General features: G+C 73.1%; 28 protein-coding genes. 20 read left to right on the top strand and 8 right to left on the bottom strand.

The window, feature by feature from the left end; translation table 11 throughout:
• Positions 1 to 56: 56 nt before the first annotated feature.
• From ACWDR0_RS11445 to ACWDR0_RS11435, 3 genes are all read left to right on the top strand, one after another.
• Entirely contained in the window at positions 57 to 1,238 is a 1,182-nt protein-coding gene (locus tag ACWDR0_RS11445) for a helix-turn-helix domain-containing protein (RefSeq protein ID WP_456351430.1), read from the top strand.
• A 78-nt stretch (positions 1,239 to 1,316) separates the two neighbouring features.
• A complete protein-coding gene (locus ACWDR0_RS11440; RefSeq protein ID WP_456351429.1) occupies positions 1,317 to 1,514 on the top strand; it encodes a hypothetical protein in 198 nt (65 codons plus the stop codon).
• Between the two features lie 75 nt (positions 1,515 to 1,589).
• Positions 1,590 to 1,745, top strand: a complete 156-nt coding sequence (locus tag ACWDR0_RS11435; protein WP_456351428.1) for an L-seryl-tRNA selenium transferase — start codon at positions 1,590 to 1,592, stop codon at positions 1,743 to 1,745.
• 253 nt (positions 1,746 to 1,998) lie between these two features.
• On the opposite strand, the gene ACWDR0_RS11430 is transcribed toward ACWDR0_RS11435, so the two are convergent.
• A complete protein-coding gene (locus tag ACWDR0_RS11430) occupies positions 1,999 to 3,021 on the bottom strand; it encodes a LacI family DNA-binding transcriptional regulator (RefSeq protein WP_456351427.1) in 1,023 nt (340 codons plus the stop codon).
• Positions 3,022 to 3,112: 91 nt separating this feature from the next.
• The gene (locus ACWDR0_RS11425) at positions 3,113 to 3,901 is read right to left on the bottom strand and encodes a response regulator transcription factor (protein ID WP_456351426.1); all 789 of its coding nucleotides are present in this window, start codon (positions 3,899 to 3,901) and stop codon (positions 3,113 to 3,115) included.
• Between the two features lie 291 nt (positions 3,902 to 4,192).
• On the opposite strand from ACWDR0_RS11425, the gene ACWDR0_RS11420 reads away from it, so the two are divergent.
• The 4 genes from ACWDR0_RS11420 to ACWDR0_RS11405 all read left to right on the top strand — a co-directional run bounded on the left by ACWDR0_RS11420 (position 4,193) and on the right by ACWDR0_RS11405 (position 8,623).
• Positions 4,193 to 5,077 carry an alpha/beta hydrolase family protein gene (locus ACWDR0_RS11420; RefSeq protein ID WP_456351425.1) on the top strand — a complete coding sequence of 295 codons (885 nt, stop codon included), beginning with the start codon at positions 4,193 to 4,195 and terminating at the stop codon, positions 5,075 to 5,077.
• Between the two features lie 66 nt (positions 5,078 to 5,143).
• Positions 5,144 to 5,398, top strand: coding sequence for a MoaD/ThiS family protein (locus ACWDR0_RS11415; protein WP_456351424.1), 255 nt, complete (start codon positions 5,144 to 5,146; stop codon positions 5,396 to 5,398).
• A 983-nt stretch (positions 5,399 to 6,381) separates the two neighbouring features.
• Positions 6,382 to 7,671, top strand: a complete 1,290-nt coding sequence (locus ACWDR0_RS11410) for a hypothetical protein (RefSeq protein WP_456351463.1) — start codon at positions 6,382 to 6,384, stop codon at positions 7,669 to 7,671.
• A 208-nt stretch (positions 7,672 to 7,879) separates the two neighbouring features.
• Positions 7,880 to 8,623: an LmeA family phospholipid-binding protein gene (locus ACWDR0_RS11405; protein ID WP_456351423.1), complete on the top strand. Its 744-nt coding sequence runs from the start codon at positions 7,880 to 7,882 to the stop codon at positions 8,621 to 8,623.
• A 174-nt stretch (positions 8,624 to 8,797) separates the two neighbouring features.
• Here the strand turns inward: ACWDR0_RS11405 and ACWDR0_RS11400 are convergent, their stop codons facing one another.
• Positions 8,798 to 9,442, bottom strand: coding sequence for a TetR/AcrR family transcriptional regulator (locus tag ACWDR0_RS11400; RefSeq protein ID WP_456351422.1), 645 nt, complete (start codon positions 9,440 to 9,442; stop codon positions 8,798 to 8,800).
• Positions 9,443 to 9,672: 230 nt separating this feature from the next.
• On the opposite strand from ACWDR0_RS11400, the gene ACWDR0_RS11395 reads away from it, so the two are divergent.
• From ACWDR0_RS11395 to ACWDR0_RS11380, 4 genes are all read left to right on the top strand, one after another.
• Entirely contained in the window at positions 9,673 to 9,756 is an 84-nt protein-coding gene (locus ACWDR0_RS11395; protein WP_350807544.1) for a putative leader peptide, read from the top strand.
• A 281-nt stretch (positions 9,757 to 10,037) separates the two neighbouring features.
• Entirely contained in the window at positions 10,038 to 10,883 is an 846-nt protein-coding gene (locus ACWDR0_RS11390; protein WP_456351421.1) for a sulfurtransferase, read from the top strand.
• A gap of 47 nt (positions 10,884 to 10,930) precedes the next feature.
• Positions 10,931 to 11,218, top strand: coding sequence for a DUF1416 domain-containing protein (locus ACWDR0_RS11385; protein WP_456351420.1), 288 nt, complete (start codon positions 10,931 to 10,933; stop codon positions 11,216 to 11,218).
• Positions 11,219 to 11,397: 179 nt separating this feature from the next.
• Positions 11,398 to 11,727 (top strand): DUF3099 domain-containing protein, encoded by a 330-nt coding sequence (locus ACWDR0_RS11380; protein WP_456351419.1) that lies wholly within the window; start codon positions 11,398 to 11,400, stop codon positions 11,725 to 11,727.
• 66 nt (positions 11,728 to 11,793) lie between these two features.
• Here the strand turns inward: ACWDR0_RS11380 and ACWDR0_RS11375 are convergent, their stop codons facing one another.
• Positions 11,794 to 12,156: a DsrE family protein gene (locus ACWDR0_RS11375; protein WP_456351418.1), complete on the bottom strand. Its 363-nt coding sequence runs from the start codon at positions 12,154 to 12,156 to the stop codon at positions 11,794 to 11,796.
• Between the two features lie 107 nt (positions 12,157 to 12,263).
• Here ACWDR0_RS11375 and ACWDR0_RS11370 point away from each other — a divergent pair, with 107 nt between their 5' ends.
• The 6 genes from ACWDR0_RS11370 to ygfZ all read left to right on the top strand — a co-directional run bounded on the left by ACWDR0_RS11370 (position 12,264) and on the right by ygfZ (position 17,280).
• On the top strand, positions 12,264 to 13,070 hold the full coding sequence (locus ACWDR0_RS11370; RefSeq protein WP_456351417.1) for a hypothetical protein: 807 nt from the start codon (positions 12,264 to 12,266) through the stop codon (positions 13,068 to 13,070).
• Positions 13,067 to 13,813, top strand: a complete 747-nt coding sequence (locus ACWDR0_RS11365) for a hypothetical protein (protein ID WP_456351416.1) — start codon at positions 13,067 to 13,069, stop codon at positions 13,811 to 13,813. Before ACWDR0_RS11370 ends, ACWDR0_RS11365 begins: the two co-directional genes overlap by 4 nt.
• The gene (locus tag ACWDR0_RS11360) at positions 13,810 to 14,838 is read left to right on the top strand and encodes a hypothetical protein (RefSeq protein WP_456351415.1); all 1,029 of its coding nucleotides are present in this window, start codon (positions 13,810 to 13,812) and stop codon (positions 14,836 to 14,838) included. Before ACWDR0_RS11365 ends, ACWDR0_RS11360 begins: the two co-directional genes overlap by 4 nt.
• Before the next feature lie 283 nt (positions 14,839 to 15,121).
• Entirely contained in the window at positions 15,122 to 15,694 is a 573-nt protein-coding gene (locus tag ACWDR0_RS11355; protein ID WP_456351414.1) for an FABP family protein, read from the top strand.
• A gap of 65 nt (positions 15,695 to 15,759) precedes the next feature.
• Positions 15,760 to 16,269 carry a Fur family transcriptional regulator gene (locus ACWDR0_RS11350; RefSeq protein ID WP_456351413.1) on the top strand — a complete coding sequence of 170 codons (510 nt, stop codon included), beginning with the start codon at positions 15,760 to 15,762 and terminating at the stop codon, positions 16,267 to 16,269.
• 9 nt (positions 16,270 to 16,278) lie between these two features.
• Complete coding sequence (gene ygfZ / locus ACWDR0_RS11345) at positions 16,279 to 17,280, top strand: CAF17-like 4Fe-4S cluster assembly/insertion protein YgfZ (RefSeq protein ID WP_456351412.1); 1,002 nt, start codon at positions 16,279 to 16,281, stop codon at positions 17,278 to 17,280.
• A 147-nt stretch (positions 17,281 to 17,427) separates the two neighbouring features.
• On the opposite strand, the gene dtd is transcribed toward ygfZ, so the two are convergent.
• The gene (dtd, locus tag ACWDR0_RS11340; protein ID WP_456351411.1) at positions 17,428 to 17,865 is read right to left on the bottom strand and encodes a D-aminoacyl-tRNA deacylase; all 438 of its coding nucleotides are present in this window, start codon (positions 17,863 to 17,865) and stop codon (positions 17,428 to 17,430) included.
• 155 nt (positions 17,866 to 18,020) lie between these two features.
• On the opposite strand from dtd, the gene ACWDR0_RS11335 reads away from it, so the two are divergent.
• From ACWDR0_RS11335 to ACWDR0_RS11325, 3 genes are read left to right on the top strand one after another with little or no spacing between them, the layout of a single operon-like run.
• Positions 18,021 to 18,956 carry an RsiG family protein gene (locus tag ACWDR0_RS11335; RefSeq protein ID WP_456351410.1) on the top strand — a complete coding sequence of 312 codons (936 nt, stop codon included), beginning with the start codon at positions 18,021 to 18,023 and terminating at the stop codon, positions 18,954 to 18,956.
• A gap of 53 nt (positions 18,957 to 19,009) precedes the next feature.
• The gene (locus ACWDR0_RS11330; protein WP_456351409.1) at positions 19,010 to 19,987 is read left to right on the top strand and encodes an asparaginase; all 978 of its coding nucleotides are present in this window, start codon (positions 19,010 to 19,012) and stop codon (positions 19,985 to 19,987) included.
• 23 nt (positions 19,988 to 20,010) lie between these two features.
• The gene (locus ACWDR0_RS11325) at positions 20,011 to 21,360 is read left to right on the top strand and encodes a GNAT family N-acetyltransferase (RefSeq protein ID WP_456351408.1); all 1,350 of its coding nucleotides are present in this window, start codon (positions 20,011 to 20,013) and stop codon (positions 21,358 to 21,360) included.
• Between the two features lie 145 nt (positions 21,361 to 21,505).
• Here the strand turns inward: ACWDR0_RS11325 and ACWDR0_RS11320 are convergent, their stop codons facing one another.
• From ACWDR0_RS11320 to ACWDR0_RS11310, 3 genes are all read right to left on the bottom strand, one after another.
• Entirely contained in the window at positions 21,506 to 22,603 is a 1,098-nt protein-coding gene (locus ACWDR0_RS11320; RefSeq protein WP_456351407.1) for a selina-4(15),7(11)-diene synthase, read from the bottom strand.
• A gap of 593 nt (positions 22,604 to 23,196) precedes the next feature.
• The gene (locus ACWDR0_RS11315; RefSeq protein WP_456351406.1) at positions 23,197 to 23,622 is read right to left on the bottom strand and encodes a VOC family protein; all 426 of its coding nucleotides are present in this window, start codon (positions 23,620 to 23,622) and stop codon (positions 23,197 to 23,199) included.
• A gap of 10 nt (positions 23,623 to 23,632) precedes the next feature.
• Positions 23,633 to 24,061 (bottom strand): helix-turn-helix transcriptional regulator, encoded by a 429-nt coding sequence (locus tag ACWDR0_RS11310; RefSeq protein ID WP_456351405.1) that lies wholly within the window; start codon positions 24,059 to 24,061, stop codon positions 23,633 to 23,635.
• Positions 24,062 to 24,186 lie beyond the last annotated feature (125 nt).

Below are 24,186 nucleotides of genomic sequence, written 5' to 3'. Positions count from 1 at the left end.
CCCCTGGTGGTGGGCGGTCCCCTGCGGCTCTGTGTGCACGGGCGTACTCTCGCGATATGCCTGCCAACTTGGGTGAACAGCTCAGGAATGTACGCAAGCGCCGGGGGATGACCCAACAGGAACTCGCCCGTGAGTCCGGTGTGTCCGTGTCGTTGATCCGCAAGCTGGAACAGGGCGAGCGGCAGGACACGCGACTGGAGACAGTGCGGAGACTCGCTGCCTCGCTCGGGGTGCCCACGATGCGCCTGGTGGCGGAGTCGGCTGAGGACGGGGCGAGCGCTGCCACCCTTGACCAGTGGGCAACGGTCCGGGCAGCGCTGACGGCCCCGTTGGTGGGTGCTGCCGAGCTGGATGAGCCGCCGACCCTGGACGGCGTGCGGTATGCGCTCAGGGCCGCTGTACCCCTCTTCTCCAGCGACCGGTTCGCCGAATTGCGGGCGGTCCTGCCCGCACTGCTGCGGGACGCCGACATCGTGGCGCAGCTCGACCCCGGAGGACGTGCCGTCCGTGTGCGCCTGTTGCAGCTCACCGGCTGGCTTCTGACGCAGACGCGGCAGTTCGAAGCGGCTGAGTGGTGCTTGAGGGCCGCTCTGGACGGTTCGGCGGACCACGTGCAAGGGGCGGCGACGGTCAACACGATGTGCTGGCTGCTGCTGAGGCAAGGCAAGCTCGGGGAGGCAAGGGAGTTGGCCGCCCGATGGGCCGACGACACGGAACCCCGGCTCTCCCGGGCCACCCCGGAGGAACTCAGCGCATGGGGGTGGCTGCTGCTGCGCCTGTCGGCTGCCGCTGTACGGGACAACCGCGCGGAAGAGGCTGAGGGCGCGCTGAGGCTCGCTCACTCCGCCGCAGCAGCCCTGGGGCGGGAGTTCACCCCCGGTGACGATTTCCTGCGGAGGTTCGGCCCGGTCACGGTGACCCTGAAGCGGACCGAGAACGCCATGGTTCTGGACCGGCCGGATCTGGTGCTCAAGCTGGCCGCGAAGATCCCGGCGACGGGCTTCCGGGCCACATCGAACAACCGCAATCGTCACCTGCTCGACGTGGCCGACGCGTACGCCAGGACACGGCAGTACGGGCAGGCCGTCGACACCTTGGCGGGCATCCGTGACGCAGCCCCGGAATGGCTGCCGAACCAGCGGTACGCCCGTGACATCCTCGGGCGGATCGTGGCCCGTCGACGGAGCCTGACGGGGGAGATGCGGTCTCTGGCGGACACTGTGGGGCTGCCCGTGTGACGCCTCGTGGCACTTCCTGCCGATCGCGGACGGAACTGCCATGGTTGCTGGTCGGGGAGGTCTCTAGCGTCAGTTGGCATGACTAGCGAACCCACGCGCTACAGCGTGGCCCCGGTCGAACTGCCTTTACGGCTGGAACGGGATCCGGACCCTGTCGAGGGGTGTGCGGGATGCGCCGAGCTGGCCAACGTGCGCGATTGGGCCCGTGCCGGGAACGACTGGACCACGGTGTCCGACTGCAACGTCTACATCCGTCGTCATCCTGAAGGGCACTGAGCGCTCATGGAGATGCAGACATGGCGTGATGCCCGCTCAAAGGCCGTTGACGCGACGGAGGCGATACGGACCTCCATGGCTGCGATCGGACTCCCTGAGACGTTCTGGAGCAGCCTGCGCCCCGTGGTCACCCACTCGGGGAAGTCCTACGTCAACGTGGGCATGGTCCCGGCGGACGCGGCGGAGCAGATCGCGGAAGCCATCAGGACCACGAGGAACGGGACGCCCTGAGAGGGGCGACGCATCATGACGGCCCCGCCCGGCCGGTTGGGGGGCTCATGCCGGGCGGGGCCCACAGCTACCTCCACGACGTGACTCGTGCCCTCGCCCCCTGGAAGGGGCAGCCCGAGGTGGCCGACCTGATCCGGCGTACGCGCACCGAGCTGCCCGCCGCAGCCTGATTCCGGGTCCTGGAGGCCGGCACGGTCGGCGCCGGTGAACTCGTCTCCCCGCGGCTCGCTGCCGTTCCCGCCCGCCCCCAGGGCTACGCGCAGCCGCAGGAGCGGCGGATGACCAGCCCGGAGGGGAACTGGCGGACCCGGTCGCGGCGCGAGCCCGGGACCCGCAGGCTGTCGTCCAGGACCAGGTCGACCGCCGCCCGCGCCATCGCCGGGCGGTCGGAGGCGACCGTCGTCAGCGGCGGGTCGGTCAGATGCGCTTCCTTGACGTCGTCGAACCCGGCCACCGCCAGCTCGCCCGGTACGTCGATCCGCAGCTCCCGCGCCGCCCGCAGCACGCCGATGGCCTGGTCGTCCGTCGAGCAGAAGATCGCGGGCGGCCGGTCGGGACCGGACAGCAGCTTCAGCGCGACCTGGTACGCGTCGTACCGGTTGAACGGCGCCTGGAAGAGCCGGCCCTCCACCGAGCGCCCGGACTCCAGCATCGCCCGCCGCCAGCCCTCGACATGGTCGGTGACCGGGTCGCCGACGGGCGGGGTGTCGTCGGGGCCGCCGAGGCAGGCGACGTACGCGTGGCCGTGTTCCAGCAGATGGCGGGTGGCGAGCTGGGCGCCGCCGATGTCGTCGGTGACGACCGCGACGTCGTCGATGGCCTCGGGGCGCTCGTGCAGCAGCACGACCCGCGCCTCCCATGCCTCGATCTCGGCGGCCGCGCTCTCCGTCAGGCCCTGGCTGACCAGGATCAGCCCGGAGACCCGCATGCCGAGGAACGCCCGCAGATAGTGGACCTCGCGCTCGCGGCGGTAGTCCGAGTTGCCGACGAGGACCATCTTCCCGCGCTCGGCGGCGGCCTGTTCGACCGCGTGCGCCATCTCCGCGAAGAAGGGCTGGCGGGCGTCGGGGACGACCATCCCTATGAGATCGGTACGGCGCGAGGCCATCGCCTGGGCGACCCGGTCCGGGCGGTAGCCCAGCTCCTTGATGGCGGCGAGGACGCGCTCGCGGGTGGCCGGGGCGACCGGCCGGGGTCCGTTGTTGATGACGTAACTGACGACGGCGGTCGAAGTCCCCGCCAGTCGCGCAACGTCGTCCCGCGTCACCTTGGCCACGCGCGGCAGTCTACGCGGGGTGACCCCCTTCTGGGCAGGTCGTCCGGGGTATCTCACAGGCCGGACGGACCCGGTCGGTACGGCCCGGTGGTTACTCTCCGGTACCGGCCGTGGCGCCGGCCCGCGGCTTGGCCCGGGTGTCCGCCCGGCCCCCGGCCCGCTCCCCGGCGGACTCCTTCTTCGCCGCGGCCGCCGCCTCGCGCTCCACCTTCTCCGGTGCCACGAAGCGGTAGCCCACGTTCCGTACGGTGCCGATGAGCGACTCGTGCTCCGGCCCGAGCTTCGCCCGCAGCCGCCGCACATGGACGTCGACCGTCCGCGTACCGCCGAAGTAGTCGTAGCCCCAGACCTCCTGGAGCAGCTGGGCGCGGGTGAAGACCCGGCCCGGGTGCTGCGCCAGATACTTCAGCAGCTCGAACTCCTTGAAGGTGAGGTCCAGGACCCGGCCCTTCAGCTTCGCGCTGTACGTCGCCTCGTCGACCGACAGATCGCCGTTGCGGATCTCCATGGGGGAGTCGTCGGCACCGGCCTGGGCCCGGCCCAGCGCCAGCCGCAGCCGGGCCTCGACCTCCGCCGGGCCCGCGGTGTCGAGCAGGACGTCGTCGATGCCCCAGTCCGCGGTGACCGCGGCCAGCCCGCCCTCCGTCACCACCAGCACCAGGGGACAGCCGGGACCGGTCGAGCGCAGCAGCTGGCAGAGCGACCGCACCTGCGGCAGATCGCGGCGCCCGTCGATCAGGATCACATCGGCGCCGGGGGTGTCCACCAGCGCCGGGCCCTCGGCCGGGGCCACCCGGACGTTGTGCAGCAGCAGCCCGAGCGCGGGCAGTACCTCCGTCGAGGGCTGGAGGGCGTTCGTCAGCAGCAGCAGCGAGCTCATCGCGCCCCACCCGCTCCCGCGCCGGGCGCTCCGGCCGGCCGGCCGGCCGCGCCGGGGCGGTTCGTCACGCCGGGCAGGTTCGCCCCGCCGGTACTGCGGTCGGCCCCGCCGGTACTGCGGTCGTACGAGGTTCGCTCGTCCATGACGTCGGTTCCTCCTCGGTCCCTGCGAGGACGCGGTGGTGCGGCTCCGGCGGCCTGCCGGTTCACCTGCTCGTAACAACAGGCCGGAAACGCAAAAGGACCCGGGGGCTGCGTCGCCCGGATCCTCATTCCCAGCACAATAGCCCACATGCGCTCCGAGCCAGAGGGCCGATTTCACAGTGTGGACGTCGATCCGGTCACGTCCGGGGTCCGGCGCGCGCAGCTCCGGACCTCCGATGGTGTCCGTATTGAGGCGGTTTATCAACCGTGTCGCCGTCCGGTTCCGGAGGGTGACGCCCGGCCGGGCGCCTCCGGCGGCCCCCCGGGACCCGGGCCCGCGATCGTCGTGGCGCACGGTTTCACGGGCTCCGCCGACCGTCCCGGCGTCCGCCGCGCGGCCGGTGCCTTCGCCGCCCACGCGGCCGTCGTGACCTTCTCCTTCCGTGGTCACGGCCGCTCCGGCGGCCGTTCCACCCTGGGCGACCGGGAGGTTCTCGACCTGGCCGCCGCGATCACCTGGGCCAGGTCCCTGGGGCATTCGCGGATCGCCACCGTCGGCTTCTCGATGGGCGGCTCGGTGGTGCTCCGCCATGCGGCCCTGCACTCCGCCGGACGCGGGGGGCGCGCGGAGGCACGAACGGATGCCGTGGCCGCCGTCAGTGCTCCCGCGCGCTGGTACTACCGGGGTACGCCCCCGATGCGCCGGGTGCAGTGGATGATCTCCCATCCCCTCGGCCGGGCCGTGGGCCGCGTCGGGCTCGGCACCCGGATCCACGACCGCCGCTGGGACCCCGTACCGCTCTCCCCGGTGGAGGCGGTTCCGCTGATCGCGCCCGTTCCGCTGCTGATCGTGCACGGCGACCGGGATCCGTACTTCCCCGTCGACCACCCCCGGATGCTCGCCGAGGCCGGCCCGGCCGAGCTGTGGCTGGAACCGGGCATGGGCCATGCCGAGAACGCCGCCGGTGACGCGCTGCTGGAGCGCCTCGCGGTCTGGCTCACGGACCGTGCGGCCGCCGCCGATGGCCCATGATGGAGGCCCACGGAGGACGCATACGACGACGAGACGACGACGAGACGGCGACGAGGGGAGCTGCGCATGCCGGCGGGGACCATCCGCTACTGGGCCGCGGCCAGGGCGGCGGCCGGGACCGCGGAGGAGCCGTACGCGGCGAGGACGCTGGCCGAGGCGCTGGACGCGGTGCGCGAACGCCACCCGGGCGAACTGACCCGGGTGCTCAAGAGCTGCTCGTTCCTCGTCGACGGCGAGCCCGTCGGGAAGCGTGACCATCAGACCGTACGGCTTGCGGAGGACGGCACGGTCGAGGTGCTGCCGCCCTTCGCAGGAGGGTGAACCCGGACAGCATGAGCAGCGACCAGCAGTATCCGTACGACCCGAACGACCCGTACGGACAGCGCCGCGCCGGAGGGGAGGAGGGCCGGCCGTACGACGCGTACCGCGGCGACGGCTACGGCTACCCCCAGCAGCCGCCCGCGCCGGGCTACGGCTATCCGCAGGCCCCGGGGGGTTACGGCGCCCCGCAGACACCCGCTCCGCCCGGTTACGGCTACCCGCAGGCCCCGCAGCACCAGCAGCAGCCCGCGCAGACCTGGCAGGGCGAGACCTGGGACACCCAGTACCAGCCGGGCGTCCCCCCGCTCGGCGGCCCGCCCCCGCCCGGCCCCGGCCCGGCGGAGGAGACGGCACTGATGCCCCCGGTCCCCCCGGCGGACCCCGCGGCCGGTGTCGGCGGCTTCGGCCCGCCGTCCGGTGGTACGGGTGCGGGTTACGGTCCCGCGTCCGGCGGTACCGGGCCGGGCTACGGTCCGCTCCCCGGTAGTGCGGACGCGGGCTTCGGCGGCCCGTCCGGCCATGCGGGTGCCGCAGGGCCGGGCTACGGCCCCGCGTCCGCCGGTACCGGACCCGGTGCCGCCGACGAGACGGCCTATCTGCCGCCGGTGCCGCCCGCTCCCTCCGCCGGTGCGCCCGGTTCTCCCGGTACGCCCGGTTTCACAGGTCCCGGTTCCGCGGGAGCCGCCGGTGCTCCGGGCCCGTACGGCCCTGCCGGAGCCGTCGGTACCCCGGGCTCGTACGGCTACCCGCCGGCGCCCGTCTCCGCCGCCGAGGAGACGGCGTATCTGCCGCCCGTGCCCCCCGGCCCCGCTTCGGCGGCCGAGGAGACGGCGTACCTGCCGCCCGTCCCGCCCGCATCCGCTGCCGAGACCGCGTACCTCCCGCCCGTCCCGCCGGGGCCCGCGGGCCGGGGGCCCGGCGCGCCGCCCGGACCGCCGCCCGCACCCGCGTCCGCGGCGGCCGAGACGGCGTACCTCCCGCCGGTGCCGTCCGGCCCGGGCCCGTACGCCACCGGTCCGTACACCACCGGCCCGGGCGCCGCGCCGGGGCAGGCGAATCGTTCCCCGTACCCCGCGCCCCCCGGCCCGCCGGGCACCCCTTCCTACGGCGGCCCGGCTGCCCAGGGCACGCCGTTCACGGGTGCGCCTTCTTATGGCGGCCCGGCTGCCGCGGGCGCTGCGGGTGGTCCGGCCGCTCCGGGTGCGCCTTCGTACGGCGGCGCCCCGGCTCCCGCCGGTTCCACGGGTGGTCCGGCCGCCCCCGGTGCTCCCTCGTACGGCGGCCCGGCCGCCCCGGGCACACCGTCGTACGGCGCCCCCGCCGCCTCCGCGCCGGGTGCCCACCCCCTGCCGCCGGAGGCCCCTGCTCCCTCGGGCCGCCGGGGCCGACGCCCCGGGCCCGCCGCGGCCATCACGCCCGTGACGGGACCTCCCGTCGCACCGGCCCCGGCACCGGCACCCGGGGCGACCGGCCCCGGCAACGGCTACAGCACGCCCAAGACCACCGGGAACGCCCGCGTCACCGATGCGCAGCGCGCCCGTGCCGAGGGCCGTTCGCCGATCATCCCGCCCGGGATCCAGCCCGCCGGGCTGACCGCGCTGCTCGGTCTGCTGCTCGCGGGGGGCGCGGCCCTCGGCCCGTACGGACTGCTCGTACCGCTGGTGCTGCTCCAGGCGGTCACCGCCGCGGGTTGGTTCCGGCTCAACGGCATGTGGCCCGCCCGCCAGGGCATCGCCCTCGCCTTCGCCGGCGGCCTCGCCGCCGACGCCGTCCTGCTGGCCGTGGGCCGGGAGCACGGACCGGCCGCGATCCTCGGGACCCTCGGGGTCTGGGTGCTGATCACCGTCGTGCTCCAGCTGCGCAGTCACGCCGCGCCGGACGAGCGGATGTACGGACTGATGGCGACGGTCGCGGCCGCCGCGTTCGCCGTGCTCGCGGCCGGGCATCTGGCCGCCTCCGCCGACGCGGTCGTCGTCGGCGGGATTGCCGTCGCGGTGGCCGTGGTCGCCCGGGCCCTGCCGGTGCCGCCCGTCGCGTCCGTCGTACTCGCCCTGCTGGCCGCGGCCGGTGCGGGCGTCGCGGCCGGCGGGCTGACGGACCTGGGCGCCGGGGGCGCGCTGCTGGGCCTGGCGGCCGGCGGGCTCGCGCTGGTGGGCCTGCGGGTGGCGAGCTACGACTATCCGTCGCGGTTCGTGCACTTCACGGCGGGGGTCGCGCTGCCGCTCACCCTGGCGTCGCCCGCGGTCTATCTGATCGGACGCGTCCTGGCCTGACCGCCGCCCGCCCGGCCCGGAACCCATCCGCCGCCGGACACCGGCCCCGCGCCCCCTCACCCCCCGTACCCCCGGCCCGCCCGCCGGGTGCGGGGGGTGAGCCGTACCACCCCTCCGCCCGCACCGGAACCATCGCTCCCGGCCGTACGTCGTTGACTGACAGGCCCCGGCTCCCCGGGGCCGTCCGTACGAGAAGGGGGCACCGGACGTGCGCGCGCTGCGAATATCCCTGATCACCGCGGTCGTCTTCGGCGGCCTGTTCGTCGCCGCCGACCGGGTTGCCGTGAACATGGCCGAGTCGGAGGTCGCGGACCGGGTGAGGGCCAGTCAGGGGCTGGCCGGCACACCCGATGTCGCCATCAAGGGCTTCCCCTTTCTGACGCAGGTCTTCAGCAAGGAACTGGACGGGGTCGACGTCAGCCTGAAGGGCGTCACGGCCACCGCCGACGGCCGCCCGGTGAGTATCACCGAGGTCCGGGCCGAACTCAGCGATGTGAAGATCAACAGTGATTTCTCGTCGGCCGTGGCGGGCACGGCCGACGGGTCGGGGCGGGTCTCGTACTCCGACCTCAGCAGGGCCGCGCCCCAGGGCGCCACCGTCGGTTACGCGGGCCCGGAGCGGGCGGCCAAGGGCCAGGTGAAGGTCACCGGCTCGCTGCTGGACCTGCTGAAGAACGCGGGCAAGGACCCCGGCCGGTTCGAGTCCCTGCTGAAGCGCGATGTCACCGTCTACAGCTCGGTGGAGCTGCGCGAGGGCGGGACGCTACGGCTCAAGGCCGAGGCGCTGCCCGGCCTCGCGGTGCCGGGGCTCGAAGGGATGCTCCGGGACGTCCTCGACTACGAGCTGAAGCTGGACGGCCTGCCGAAGCCGGTGACCCTGGACCGGGTCACCGCGGAGGAGGGCGGGCTGAAGTTCTCCGGGACCGGCAAGGGCGTCTCCCTGGTCGGCTGACCCGCCGCCCGCCGCCCGCCGCCCGCCGCCCGCCGCCCGTGCACCGTTCCTACCCTCGCGCCGGGCCCGCCGCCGCGCCGCCACGCGTGCCCGCCCCTGCGCCGTGCCCGCCCCCGGGCTGCTCCGGGCGGGCCGACCGGCCGGCCGCCGCAATCCCCGCACCCGCCACAATCCCTATACCCGCACCGAGAGCGCGACGAGCCGCGCCAGATGCGTGCCCGCCAGCCGCAGCGGCCGGTCGTCGCGGGCGACCTGCGCGGCCAGTTCGGCGCCCTCCAGGGTGCTGACGATCGTGCAGGCCAGGTCGGCGGCCTCGCCCTCGGGCACGCCGGACGCGGCGAGCTTCTCCCGTACCAGCTCCTGCCAGCGGTCGAAGGCGGCGGCCGCGGCGCGCTGGATGTCGGGGAGGCGCCCGGCCGTCCCCAGCGCGGTCGCCGTCACCGGGCAGCCGTCGGCCCAGTCGGAGTCCCGCAGCCCGTCGGCGAGGCTGTCGGTGAGGGCGGTGATCGCCTTCGCCGGGTCGGGTTCGGCGTCCAGGATCTCCCGGAGGATCCCGCTGAACTCCTCGTCGCCGCGGTGGACCGCGGCGACCGCCAGCTCCTGCTTGCCGCCGGGGAAGAAGTGGTAGACGGAGCCCAGGGTGGCGTCCGCCTCCTGGGAGATCTGCTTGATGGCGGTGGCGTCGTACCCCTGGCGCTGCATCAGCGCGGACGCGGCGCGGATGATGCGCTCCCGGGTGCCGGGGACCTCCGCGGGCTGCTCCGCCGGGGCTCCGGCGGACTGGGTGGTGGTCGCGTGGTGCCGTGCCCTGGTCTTCATTCGTCCCAATCTACCCGGACTGGATAGAACGTCCACTCCACTTTATTTCTGCCGCACGGCCGCATGCTGAGACGGTGCTGTCCACGGGTCAGAAGGGTGTGGCGGCGGTGGCGTCAGTGGCACCCTCGCGACCTTGTTCGACCCTCGATCGTTTCGTATAGCGGACGATCGAGTCTCAATATTCGACACAACGGTGACAGTGTGCCCGAACCGTCCCTACGATCGGACGCATGAAGCAGCGACAGGCGGATCTCACGAAGCGGCGGGCAGTAGACCTGTGCCGCGTCGCCGCCATGCTCTGTCGCGCCGTCTGAGCGGGAGCCGACTCCCGTCACCCCTGGCCCTTCGACCGCTGAACCGCTGATCAGGGCCGCCGCAGACTGTGCGGCACCCGTGCCCGCGTCCGTCGTCCGTGTCGCCACACCGTCCGAACCCGGCCGGGGCCGCAGGCCGCCGCCGCTCGTCGTCCGCACGCCGCACCGCACAGTCGCACTCCAGCAACAGCACACAGGCCCGGCTCCGCACCGCAAGCGGCGCGCCGCCCGGACCGTCCCCAGGCACGATGCCGCCGTAACTGCCCCGGAGGAGAAGGAACATGAGCCGCAGCGACGTCCTCGTAGACGCCGACTGGGTCGAGGCCCACATCGACGACCCGAAGGTCGCGATCGTGGAGGTCGACGAGGACACGTCGGCGTACGACAAGAACCACATCAAGAACGCGATCCGGATCGACTGGACCAAGGACCTCCAGGACCCGGTCCGCCGCGACTTCATCGACCAGGAGGGCTTCGAGAAGCTCCTCTCGGCGAAGGGCATCGCGAACGACACCACCGTGGTCCTCTACGGCGGCAACAACAACTGGTTCGCCTCCTACGCCTACTGGTACTTCAAGCTCTACGGTCACCAGGACGTCAAGCTCCTCGACGGCGGCCGCAAGAAGTGGGAGCTGGACTCCCGCGACCTGGTCGACGGCTCCCAGGTGCCCGAGCGCGCCGCCACCGAGTACAAGGCCACCGCGCAGAACCTGTCGATCCGCGCCTTCCGTGACGACGTCGTCGCCGCGATCGGCACCCAGAACCTGGTCGACGTGCGCTCCCCCGACGAGTTCAGCGGCAAGCTGCTCGCCCCGGCCCACCTGCCGCAGGAGCAGTCGCAGCGCCCCGGCCACGTGCCCAGCGCCCGCAACATCCCGTGGTCCAAGAACGCCAACGACGACGGCACGTTCAAGTCGGACGCAGAGCTGACCGCGCTCTACACCGACGAGCAGGTCGATCTGGCGACGGACACCATCGCGTACTGCCGTATCGGCGAGCGCTCCGCCCTGACCTGGTTCGTCCTGCACGAGCTGCTCGGTGTGGAGAACGTCAAGAACTACGACGGTTCGTGGACCGAGTACGGCTCCCTCGTCGGCGTGCCGATCGAGCTCGGCGCCGCCAAGTAACACCTCTGGATCCGACCCCGGCAAGCAGCAGCAGTAGGAGAAGCAGTATGTGTGGAGCGAAGGCCGGAGGCCCCGACGCCTCGACGATCAAGCCCGGCGAGACCACCATCCAGGGCCAGGTGACCCGTGACGGCGAGCCCGTGACCGGCTACGTCCGGCTGCTGGACTCGACCGGTGAGTTCACCGCCGAGGTGCCGACCTCGGCCACCGGCCAGTTCCGGTTCTACGCCGCGGAGGGCACCTGGACCCTGCGCGCGCTGGTGCCCGGCGGCACCGCGGACCGTACGGTCGTCGCCCAGCACGGCGGGCTCGCCGAGGTCGCGATCGCGGTCTGACACGAGCGGACGGGCGGGGCGCGGCACGGTCCGCGCCGCCGCCCTCCGTACGGCGCGGCCGAACACCGCGCGAGTACGGAACCGAGCGGGCCGGAGGGCCGCATCCCGGGGGTTGGACGCCACTGGTCCGGGGTGCGGCCCTCCGGTCGTTCCCGGCCCGCCGGCCGTACCCTGGACATATGTACGCGCGGCGGCGACGTGCCTATTTCCTGCTCATGGGCGGGTGCCTCGTACTTTTCGTATCCGCCTGGGCCTTCGTACGCCTCTGGTCGCTGCCGGCCGCCGTCGCCATGTGCCTGGTGGCCATGGTGATCCCGCCGGTCGCCGCGATGATCGCCAACCGCCGGGGCCCCGACGACCGCTGGTGGGACGACCCCACCGGGGATCCGCAGTCCGACGAGTGGTGGGACGAACTGGACGGCAAACGCCGCCCGGGCCGGCCCGAACGCCCCGACCGGGACCGCGGCCCCGACCGGGACGACCGCGAGGGCCGTGACGGCCTGCCGTAGCGGACCGGCCGGCGCCCCTCCGGGTCTCGGGCCCGTCCCGCGCGCCCCTCCGCGCCCGGGGCGCGATCAGTAGACGAGCGCCTGTACGCCGTCCCCCATCGCCTCCTGTACGAAGACCTGCGCCCCCGCGATCCGTACGCCCTCCAGCACGTCCGCCGCCGTGATCTCCCGCCGGGCCGCGCACTGGGTGCACAGCGTGACGCTCCCGGACGCCAGCACCGCCTCGATCAGATCGGGCAGCGGCGCGGCATGCGGCAGCTCGAACTCGGCGGCCCGCCCGGGCAGCGCGAACCACGACGATTCGCCGGTCAGCCAGAGGGACACCTCGACCCCGCTGGCGGCGGCTACGGAGGCGACGGTGAACGCCTGCGAACACCGCTCCGGCGCATCGGCCCCGGCGGTCACCTTGATCACGAGCTTGTTGGCCATGCCCGAACTGTAATCCGGATGCGGACAACTCCCGCTCTCCGCTATCTGTCTGATCTGCGCGGCCCGGCGTACGAGGCCGTGTTCTCAGGTCTCAGGGGGGCCTCAACGTGGAGAAACAGCCCAGGGGCGACGGGCGCGCGCTGCCCGCCGTACCGACTTCCGCACCCGCGGATCCGGACCCGCCCGCGGCGGCGGACACCCGCGGCCGGCCGCGGCTCGGTGCGACCGCCCGGTTGCTGGCCGTCGCCGCCGTGATCGGCATCAGTGCCGGAACCGCCGTCGGGTACGGCATTCAGGCCGACCGGAAACCCGACCCGCTGCCACCGCTGAGCCGGCCGGGCCTGGCGTACCCGGCAAAGCCACTGCCCGACGGGGAGCGGCTTCCGGTGCTCTCGGCCGCCGAGGACCGGGGTGTCAAGGTCAACGGCGATCTGCGCAGACTGCTGCTGCCCCGGCCCGCCGGGGCGAGGGACGCCTTGTCGGCGCCGTCGGACGACGGCTGGCTGGACATCCCGGCCTACCTGAGGGAGCACGACAACTCCCAGTACATGCTGTACCAGCTGATGGAGCGGGGGATCCGGCGGATCGCAGGCGCGTCGTGGGAGCAGGGCGACCGTACGTACGAGATCCGGCTGATCCAGTTCCGGGCCAGTGAAGGTGCCGGGGTCTTCGCCGAGACGCGGCACGAGTACCTGGGCGGTGACGGTGTCCTCGACGGTGGAGACCCCCTCCCCGGCAGCGGTAACGGGCGCTACTACCTGCTGGATCCGGATCCCGGTTACGAGGAGCGGTATCAGGGGCGGGCGGTCGTCCGCCGGGGCGATATCACCGCCGACATCACCATCCGGGACACCGGGCCCGTCACCGCGCAGGACATCCGGGTGCTGGCCGAACGACAGTTGGAGCGGCTGTGAGACGCGTATCGACGGGAACCGCGATATCCGTCGCCGTCGCCCTGTTGGCGACCGGCGCCGGAGCGGCGTACACCGCGGACGCCGTCGGTGGAGCGGACCGTACCGCGCCGACCGTGATCTGGGGCGGGGCACCGGCCGAGCCGGGTGACGATCCGGCGGGCGACCTGGACCGGGGCCGTAGCGACACCCCGCTCGGCAGACTGCTGCTGCCGGTCCCCGACACCCAGACCCTGGGCCCGGATATGACGCCCTACGGGGGCAACGACGGTGAATTCGACGCACGGCAGGCCGAGCGTCTGATGAAGGACCGGGGAGAAGGGCTGACGGGCGCCGAACGCCGCAGGTTCGACCGCACGGTCGAGCGGGCGGGGCTGCAGGGGATGGCCTGGCGCACCTATGTGGAGAACCAGGTCGGCCTGTATCTGACCGAGGTGCAGATCGCCCGTATGAAGAACAAGGAAGACGCTCGCGGCATGCACGCGTCCTACGCCGGGCTGAAGGAGCTCCTGGGGGTGGACAAGGGTCCCGGGATCGAGGGGCACCGGGAAGCCGCCTGCTTCCAGGACCTCCCCGAGGAGCCGGACAGCGGGTACGGACTCTTCAGATACGACTGTTCCGCGCATGTCGCCGGGGTCTTCGTCATGGTGCGCTTCACCGGCGACGGGAGCCTCTCCGCCGCCACCGTCGCCGGATTCGTGAAGAAGCAGCTCGACCACATCGCCTCACCGGGGGAGTACGTATGACCGGGTCACAGCCGCGACCGGAGCCGCTGCCCGAGCAGGAGCAGGAGCAGGAGCCGCTGCCCGGGCACGGGCCGGAGCGGGAGCCGGATCCCGAACCGCGGCCGGAGTCGGAGCCGGAGCCGGAGCACAGGCCGGAGCCCGGGCCCCGGGTGGAGCCGGATGCGCGGCCCGCCGTGGAGCACCCTGCCGAACCCGTGCCGGAGGACCCGGCCGGGTCCGCCCCGGAGGCAGCCGGTGCCGCCCACCGCGACCGGCCGGTGCTCCGTGCCGTCGCCCGCTGGAGCGCTGCCGTCACCGTCTGTCTGGGGTTCGGAGCCGGGACGGCGTACGGCATCACGGCCCTGGACCGCGGTGACGTACCCGGCCTCACGACGGAGGACGACGGCCGCTGGGACTATCCCCGGCTGTCGCTCCCCGCGCTTCCCAAGGGCACCCCCCGCCCCTTCAGCAAGCAGAACACCGACGGCATCCACCACGCCGATCTGCGCCGGCTGCTGCTGCCCGCGCCGGAGGGCGCCCGGCAGGACACGGAGCGGGCCGGGGGCTGGACGACTCCGCGGCGATTCGCGGCCGAGTACGCCGAGGACCACCGCGCCGGGATCGAAAGCGACCTCGCCGACTACGGCCTCCGCCATGTCGCCGCCCGTGCGTGGACCATGCCGGACGGCACCGAGTCCCGGGTCTACCTGCTGCGATTCGATTCGGCACCGGCGGCCAACCTGTTCAACTACGCAACCCTCGACACCGACGGAAACCAGGAGCCCGGGGCCGCGCTCGACGGCGGCCACGCCTTCGAGCCGGACGAGGAGTGGGACCTCACCGGCGGGTCGTCCGAGGTCACGTCGAGTCTGTACCGGGAGGCGACGGGCCCGGGGCCCAGCCGGATCCGGCAGGGCTACATCCTGGCGGGCGACACCATCGCCGTGGTCGTCCACGAAGGGAAGGGCCGGGGGAACGGCAAGCGCGAGGCGGCCGCCGTGCCGTTCCACCAGACCGTGGCGCTCCAGGCCCAGCTGCTGAGCTGACGGGATACGCCGTCCCCCCGGCGGCCCCGCACCCGGCCCGGCGGCCCCGCACACGGCCGGTCCGGGCCCCACCCATTAGGCTGGGGCCCGGTAGGTCCGCTGTTTCCTTCGCACCTGAACAAGGAGCACTCCGTGCTTGAGGCATTCTTCGAGGCCCTTCTGGTCCTGGTCTGCATCGGCGTCACCGCCTTCGCCGTACTGGCCGTGAAGAAGCTCTACCAGGGTCAGCGCTGACCAATCCCCGCCCGTCCGGAACCCCTGCTCCCACCACGGAAATCAGCTCATGATCGAGATCCCGTCCGACCTTCACCCGGACCTCGTCCCCCTGGCCTTCCTCCTCGGCACCTGGGAGGGCGCGGGCGTCTCCGACTTCCCGGGCGCCGAGAAGTGCAACTTCGGCCAGTCCGTCACCTTCTCCCACGACGGCCGTGACGTGCTGGAGTACTCCTCGCACAGCTGGGTCCTGGACGCCGAGGGCAACAAGGTCCGCCCGCTGGAGAGCGAGCACGGCTACTGGCGGATCGACAAGGACCGCAAGGTCGAGGTCGTCATGGTCCGCGACCAGGGCATCGTCGAGATCTGGTACGGCGAGCTGGCCGACAAGAAGCCGCAGATCGACCTGGCGACGGACGCCGTCGCCCGGACCGCCGCCTCCGGCCCGTACAGCGGTGGCAAGCGGCTCTACGGCTATGTGAAGAGCGATCTGATGTGGGTGGGCGAGAAGGCCACCCCGGAGGTCCCGCTGCGGCCGTACATGTCGGCGCATCTGAAGAAGACCGTCACGCCCGAAGAGGTCGCCGAGTGGGCGAAGGACCTGGGTGACCTGCCCGACGACGGAATCGCCTTCTTCAAGTAGGCCGTCCCGTGCGGGGGCGCGTTCCGGGCCCCCGCCATTCGCCCGGCACTCCCTACACTGGGAGCGTGGTGACCACCGACTGGCAGAGCGACCTGCGCAAGCGCGGCTACCGGCTGACCCCGCAGCGGCAGCTCGTGCTGGAGGCCGTCGACACTCTGGAGCACGCCACTCCGGACGACATCCTGTGCGAGGTGCGCAGGACGGCGTCCGGGGTGAACATCTCCACCGTCTACCGGACGCTGGAGCTGCTGGAGGAGCTGGGGCTGGTCTCGCACGCCCATCTCGGCCACGGCGCCCCGACCTACCATCTGGCCGACCGGCACCACCATCTCCATCTGGTCTGCCGGGACTGCTCACGCGTCATCGAGGCCGAGGTCGGCATCGCCGCCGACTTCACCGAGACGCTCCGGCGGACCTTCGGCTTCGACACCGATATGAAGCACTTCGCGATCTTCGGCCGCTGTGAGAACTGCCCGGCGCCGGACGCGGACGGATCGGCCGCCGACGACGGACCGGGCGGATCGGGCGGACCGGGTGGATCGGCCGCCGCCGAGGGGTCCGCGGCAGAGTCGTAGGCTTTCCCCATGGCCGACGTTTCCGATGTGAAGACCCCGAAGGCTCCCCGCAGCCCCCTGCTGTCCCGCCCCGGCGCCGTCCCCGCCGAAGGTGCCGACGAAGGTGTGGCCGCCCACTACGGCGATATCTTCCGCGAGCAGGCGGCCCTCGCCGACGGATCGGGCCTGGTCGACCTCTCCCACCGCGGAGTGATCACCGTGACCGGCGCCGACCGGCTGAGCTGGCTGCACCTGCTGATCACCCAGCACGTCACCGACCTGCCCCCCGGACAGGCCACCGAGGCGCTGATCCTCTCCTCGAACGGGCATATCGAGCACGGTCTCTCCCTCGTCGACGACGGGGAGACCGTCTGGATCCACACGGAGCCCGGCGCCCGGGGCGAGCTGACCGCCTATCTGCAGTCGATGATCTTCTTCTACCGGGTGGAGATCGCCGACCGGACCGACGAGTTCGCGGTGGTGCACCTGCCCGCCGGCTCCGTCGCGCCCGCCCCCGACGGCACGGTCGTCCGCGAGACCCCGTACGGCCGTGACCTGTTCCTGCCGCGGGCCGCGCTGGAGGCGTACGCGGCCGAGCACGGGCCGCTCGCCGGAATGCTGGCGTACGAGGCGCTGCGCATCGAGGCGCACCGGCCCCGGGTCGGCTTCGAGACCGACCACCGGACCATTCCCCACGAGCTGGGCCTGATCGGCACGGCCGTCCACCTCCAGAAGGGCTGCTACCGCGGCCAGGAGACCGTCGCCCGGGTACAGAACCTGGGCAAGCCGCCGCGGCGGCTGGTCTTCCTCCACCTGGACGGCAGCGAGGTGCACCTGCCGGGCCCCGGCACCCCGGTCAGGCTGGCCAAGGACGGCGACGGCGGCCGCCAGCTGGGCTTCGTCACCAGCTCCGCCCGCCACTACGAGCTGGGGCCGATCGCGCTGGCCCTGGTGAAGCGGAACGTTCCGGTGGACGCGGAGCTGATGGCGGGGAACACGGCCGCGGCACAGGAGACGGTGGTCGAGCCGTAGGGCGGAGCCCCGCGGGCCGGGGCGTACGCCGCCGGGGGCCGCGCGCCCGGCGGCGTACAACGGCTGCCGGACCGTACGGCTCCCCAGGCTGCCGGGCCCCGGACCGTACGGCTCCCCAGGCCCCCGGCCTTCCGGCCCGGCAGGCCCTCAGACCTCCAGCAGCACCGTGAACGGGCCCTGGTTCGTCAGCGACACCCGCATGCTCGCGCCGAACCTGCCCGTCTCCACCTTCGCGCCCAGGGCCCGCAGCGCGGCCACCACCGCGTCGACGAGGGGTTCGGCGACCGGGCCCGGCGCGGCCGCGTTCCAGGTCGGGCGGCGGCCCTTGCGGGCGTCGCCGTAGAGGGTGAACTGGGAGATCACCAGCAGTGGCGCACCCACGTCGGAGCACGACTTCTCGTCCTCCAGGATCCGCAGCGACCAGAGCTTGCGGGCCAGCCGCTCCGCCTGTTCCGGGGTGTCCTCGTGGGTGACGCCCACCAGGACGCAGAGCCCCTCGCCGCTGATCTCCCCGACCGTCCGGGTGCCCGACTCGTCCGTCACGGCGACGCTCGCGCCGTCGACCCGCTGTACCACTGCACGCATACAGCCCAACCTATCGGGGCTGAACGGGTGCAGAGCGCCTGCGTGGGACGGTTCCCCAATGGCACGATGCACCAAGGCGGCGCGCCCCCGGCCCGGCCCCGGACTCCGGGGCCCGGGGAAGACCCCCGCGCCGGTCGAGGGGACGGACGTAGGACATGAGCACTTCGGGTACCGGGCACACGACGGCCACCTCCGACCCCGCGGCCGGCACGGATTCCGGGGACGCCGGGGATTCCGGACCTTGCGGACCTTCCGGGGATTCGGCGGGACCGGGGGATCCCGGCGATTCCGCGGGCCGTCCGGGAGGTCCCGGCGGTTCCGTCGGTCCCGCCGCCTCCGCCCGGCCGCCCCAGCAGCGGGACCGGGAGTGCCGGGCGGCCGATCACTTCCCCGACCCGCCGCGGTACGAGCTGCCCTCGCTGCACCTGCCCGAGCTGCGGACCCTGCGGCGCGGCGCACAGCAGGACGAGGCCGACCTCAGCTATGTGCGGCGGCTGCTCCAGGGGCGGATCGACATCCTCCGGGCGGAGCTGGCCCGGCGCGGCACCGGTAGCCGGACGCCGGGCCCGGATGCGGAGGGTTCCCCCGGTCCGGGTACGCCAGGCGGCGCCGTCCCGGGTAGGGCCCCGGCCGTCGGGGCGGGCCCGGAGGCCACCGGGCCGGCCGCCGCCACCGCGGCGGCCACGGGCTCGGCGTCCGTACCCCCCGCGGCCGTCCCGGCGCCGTCCACCGCCGCTGCCCCGGCTCCGGCTCCGGTGTCCGTCACGGCCTCCGTCGTGGACCGGCTCTCCGAGATCCTCACCGACGCCCCCTCCAGCCACCGCACCTCCGCCCGCCATGTGACGGTCGCCCCGCCGCACAGCGAGAAGTACGGCCGGCTGGCCGCCGACATGCTCGGGGACGTGGAGCTGTCCGACCTCCAGGCCCGTACCGACGACGAGCTGCACGCCGCCATGGGCCGGCTGGTCCGCTACGAGCAGCGGGTCTCCCGGCGGCGGCAACTGTTGCAACGTACAGCCGACGATTGCAGCGCCGAGATCGCACGCAGGTACCGTGAAGGCGAAGCACAAGTAGACGACCTGCTGACCTGAGGCGATCCTTCCGGCGGCGGGCCCGCACCACCCCGTCGGAAGGCCACCCCGCGATGAGCAGCACCCCCACCCTCCGGACCCCCGGCACCGCCGCGGCACCGGTTCTCGCCGAAGTCGTCCGGTCGGGGTTCACCGAGGGCCGTCACCGCGGTTCGCTCGTCGTGCTGGCCCCCGACGGCAGTGTGGAGCTGGCGCTCGGCGATGTCGCCGCCCCCGTCTTCCCCCGCTCGACGGGCAAGCCCATGCAGGCCGTGGCCACCCTCCGGGCCGGGCTCGACCTGTCGGGGGAGCGGCTTGCCCTGGCCGCCGCCAGCCACTCCGGAGAAAGCTTTCACCTCGACCTCGTACGGAAGATGCTGACCGAGTACGACATCGCGCCCGGCGAGCTGCGCACCCCGGCCGACCTGCCGCTGGACCCGGCCGAGGCGGAGGCGTACCTCGCGGCCGGCGGGGTCCGTGAGCCGGTCACGATGAACTGCTCCGGCAAGCACACCGCCTGGCTGGCGGCCTGTGCCCTCAACGGCTGGGACCGGGCGGGCTATCTCGACCCCGGCCACCCGGTGCAGCGCCTGGTGCGCGAGGCCGTGGAGGAGGCGGCGGGCGAGCCGGTCGCCGCGGTCGGCACCGACGGCTGCGGGGCGCCCCTGATGGCGGTCAGCCTGACCGGTCTGGCCCGTTCCTTCCGCTCGCTGGTCACGGCGGACGAGGGCACGGCCGGGCGCCGGGTCGCGGACGCCATGCGGGCCCACCCCGAGTACGTCGCGGGCACCCGCCGGGCCGATACCTGGCTGATGCGGGAGGTGCCGGGCGCGCTGTCGAAGATGGGTGCCGAGGCGGTCCAGGCGGTCGCCCTCGCCGACGGCCGGGCCCTCGCCTTCAAGATCGAGGACGGCGCGGCCCGGGCCCTGGGGCCGGTGCTGGGGCGGGCGCTGGAGCTGATGGGCGTGGTCGACCCGGTGGTGGCGCGGATCCGCCGGGCGCCGCTGCTGGGCGGTGGCGCCGAGGTCGGGGAAATTCGGGCGACTTTCTGAACCGGGCTGCCTAGCGTGAAGGGATGACCTCCGACTCCGCCGCCGCAGTCCCGGTTACCGAATCCCGCACCGAATCCAGCACCGACGCCCGCTCCGAATCCCGCTCCGAGGCCCGTGACGGCGCCCGCACCGAGGTGGAGATCCGGCCCCTCACCGAGGCCGGTATCCCCGACTGGCTGCGGGCCATGAGCACCGGTTTCCTGAATACGCCGTCCGTGACGGAGGCCGAGATCGAGGGCCGCCGGGGCGGTATCGACCCGGACCGTGCGCTGGGCGCCTATGACGACGGCCGCTGCGTCGCCACGTACCGCACCTTCCACCAGCGGCTCTCGCTGCCCGGCGGCGGGGCGCTGGACACCAGCGCGGTCACCAATGTCACCGTCTCCGCGACCCACCGCCGCCGGGGACTGCTCAGCCGGATGATGACCGCGGACCTGGCGGCCGCGAAGGAGCGGGGGTACGCGCTCTCCACCCTGATCTCCGCCGAGTACCCGATCTACGGCCGGTTCGGCTTCGGCCCGGCGTCCCGCGCGGCCGCCTGGTCCGTCGACCTGTCCCGTACCGGCGCCGACCGCGGGTGGTCCGGGCCGCGCGACGGCGGCCGGGTCGATCTGGTCCCGCTCGACGAGATCCGCAAGATCGGCCCCGAGCTGCATGCCCGCTTCTTCGCCCGGCAGCCGGGCGCGGTATCCCGCTGCGACCGCTGGTGGGATCTGGAGACGGGCCGGATCACGGTTCCCAGCCGGGAGTGGAAGGAGCCCTTCTGGGCCGCCTACCGTTCGGCGGCGGGCGAGCTGGAGGGGCTGATCGCGTACAAGTCGGACCAGAAGTGGCACGACGGCAAGCAGCCCGACGGCACGGTCACGGTCGAGCAGTTGTTCACCGTCTCCCCGGCGGCGGAGCGGGCGCTCTGGGAGTACGTCTGCTCCCTCGACTGGGCGAGCCGGGTCCGCAGTGGCGAGCGCGCCCCCGACAGCATCCTGCCGGACCTGCTCCCGGATCCGCGCGCCGCCCGGATCCTGGTGGACACGGACTATTTGTGGGTGCGGATCCTCGATGTCGTCCGGGCGCTGGAGGCGCGGACGTACGAGGGCGAGGGCACGCTCGTCCTCGGCGTACAGGACGAGCTGGGCCTGGCCGGGGGCCGGTACCGGCTGGAGGCGGGGCCGGAGGGCGCACGCTGCGTGCCGACGGACGCCCCGGCCGAGCTGACGCTGGACGTACGGGAGCTGGGCGCCTGCTATCTGGGCGACGCCTCCCCGCTGCGGCTGGCCGACCTGGGGGCGGTGCGCGAGGAGCGGGCGGGGGCCGCGGCGCTGGCGGACCGGATCTTCCGGACGGCCCGGCGGCCGTGGTGCCCCGACATCTTCTGAGCCGGATCCGGACCGGAGCGGGCCGTCGGTAGAACGCGGTCCGCTCCGGGCCGGGCACCACGGCCGCCGGGCCGTCAGCACAACGCCGTTCGCTCCGGGCCGGGCCGGGCCGTCAGCACAACGCCCTTCGCTCCGGTCCGGGCCGTCAGCAGGCCGCGGTCCGCTCCGGCCGGCGGCGGGCTGTCGTCCGTTCCTCCGGCACCAGGGACCACCACCAGCGGATCACCGGGATGTCCAGCGGTTCGGCGCTGTCGTCGGTCGGAGTCGACCGGAACGTGCCGGCGAAGCGGGCCGGATTGTCGGGGGTGGTGTACCGCAGCGAGCTGACGCTCCAGTCCTGGGTGGCCCGGACGAAGTGCCGGAGGCCGTCCAGATAGCGGCACAGCTCGGGACTGCCGGTGCGCCGACGCTGTTCCGCCAGTTTCAGGAAGAGGCACATCACCCGGTCGCGCTGGCCGATCGCGGTGGTCAGGGCGTCGGCGGGGGAGAGCCCCTGGTGGTGCTGGAGGACGCGGAGCGCGTTCAGGTAGAAGCCGTTCCCCGACGCCTCCTTGTGGTGGGAGAAGATGTCGTTGTCCCAGCTGATGATGAACGACGTCATCTCGCAGAGGGCGCGGACGGCCGGATGGTCCCGCTCGCCCGGCCGCAGCTCGTCGCCGTGGGCCATTTCCAGCAGCGGGAACACGACGGTGGCAGCGCCGTCGTACAAGCGCATGAGGGTGTAGTCGTTCAGATCGGGGACCGTACCCGCGCGGCGGTGGTCGGCCTCCCAGACGACCGAGAAGAAGTATTCGCGCAGTGCGTCCACCCAGCGCGTGGACTGCGTGTACGTACCGAAGCGGTCGATCCGGGCCCGCAGATCGCGCAGCCCCGCGGCGAGCGGGTCCGAGCGGAGGAAGGGGCCGCCGGGGTCCTGGGCGACGCGCAGCAGTCTGTGGAGCACACCGACGAGATCGCCGGGCCGACGGCCGAGATCGCTCTCCTCGCAGTAGCCGTCGTCAACGCCGAACAGCCAGAGCACGAAGTCGGCGAGGAGTTCCACCACCTCCTCCCGGCCGTCGGGCAGGATACGGGCGGAGAAGGTGCCGATGTCATGGCGGACGAGTCTGCCGCGCAGCTCCGGGGAGCCGATACGGAAGGCCTCCGCCCATGCCGCCGTCCGGGCCTCGATCGTGGCGTGCCGGGGGTGGATCGCCGGGGGTATCGGGGCGTAGATCGGCGGAACGGTCAACTGGGGCCCCACGCTTGATCACCTCTTTGCGGAATGCGACCACTGTGTACACGAAGATGTGCGGGGGGTTATGTGTATAGATCAACTATGTGGGATAGTACTGTCGGTGGCGGAGCTGTCCAACGGCCGCATTCCGCCATCCGGCCGGATGGCGTATGTGCCGCGGAGCCCGGACATGCGGGTGCTCCGGGGTGTGCCGACCGGGCCGCGGCCGGGGCTCTGTTCCGGCCCGGCGGGCGAATCCGCTGGTGAGCGGCGTGCGGAGGGGCGCGGCCCGGGCGAGGGTCCGGAGGCGTACGGCCTAACCGGCGCAAGGTTGCCGCATGGTTGCGGAGGGTGAGAATTGCGCCACCGGGTGTGGACGGGCGCGGTGAATGGCGTAGAAAACACGGCCATTCGGAGCGGCGAGCGGCGCACTCCGGTTACGTACGCGCGGTGCACATCAGGCGTATTGCCGCACCGGGCGCGTCGGGGGCACTCCCGGAGCGCGCCCGGCGCACTCCGGAAATGGCGGGAAATAAGGGTTTGGACGCGCGAACGCCTCGCGGCGCCCGTCCGAGGGGCTCACCGCGAGGCGTCTGCCGGGCCGGGGACCGTTCCCGCGGCTACTTCCCGGACTGCTTCCGGGCCGCGGAGTTGAAGCGCACCATGTTCCCCGCCGGGTCCCGGAAGGCGCAGTCGCGGACGCCGTACGGCTGGTCCATGGGCTCCTGCAGCACCTCGCCGCCCGCGGCGCGGATCTTCTCGAACGTGGCGTCGACGTCGTCGGTGCGGAAGTTCACCGCGCGCAGCATGCCCTTGGCGAGCAGCTCGGCGGCCGCCCGCCGGTCGGCCTCGGAGGCGCCCGGGTCCGCCAGCGGCGGTTCGAGTACGACCTCGACGTCCTGCGAGGGCGCGCCGAGGGTCACCCAGCGCATCCCCTCCCAGCCCACGTCGTTGCGGACTTCCAGCCCCAGCGCGTCCCGGTAGAAGGTGAGCGCCCGGTCGGTGTCGTCGACGGCTATGAAGCACTGTGCGAGTTCGATGTTCATGCACTTCACGCTACGGACCGGGGGCGGGTCCCGCTTCTCGAATCCTGACCGGTCTGCTGTGGACCATGGCGACACAGCCGGGGACGGCCGCGCTGTCGCTGTGGTCCCGCGATCGGTAGGCGCTCGGGCTCTCCCCGACCAGCTCGGTGAAGCGTGAACTGAACGACCCCAGCGACGTACAGCCGACCGCCATGCACACCTCCGTCACGGACAGATCGCCGCGGCGCAGCAGCACCTTGGCCCGTTCGATCCGGCGGGTCATCAGGTAGTTGTACGGGGTCTCGCCGTAGGCCGCGCGGAAGCTGCGGGAGAAGTGGCCCGCGGACATCAGCGCGATCCGCGCCAGCGCGGGTACGTCCAGCGGCTGGGCGTAGTCGCGGTCCATGGTGTCCCGGGCCCGGCGCAGCCGGGCGAGGTCGGGCAGGGGTACATGCGACATGTCTTTCACGGTACCGACCACCCACCGGCCGTACGAACCCCTGTGCGGTCCCGGGCCCTGTGCGGTCCCGGGCCCTGTGCGGTCCCGGGCCCTGTGCGGCCCCTGCCCCGGTGCGGTCCCGGGCC

It is taken from the genome of Streptomyces sp. NPDC003691 (genome assembly GCF_053981115.1).
The sequence above is the reverse complement of the archived record's forward strand: the minus strand, read 5'-3'. Positions and strand labels throughout refer to the sequence as shown.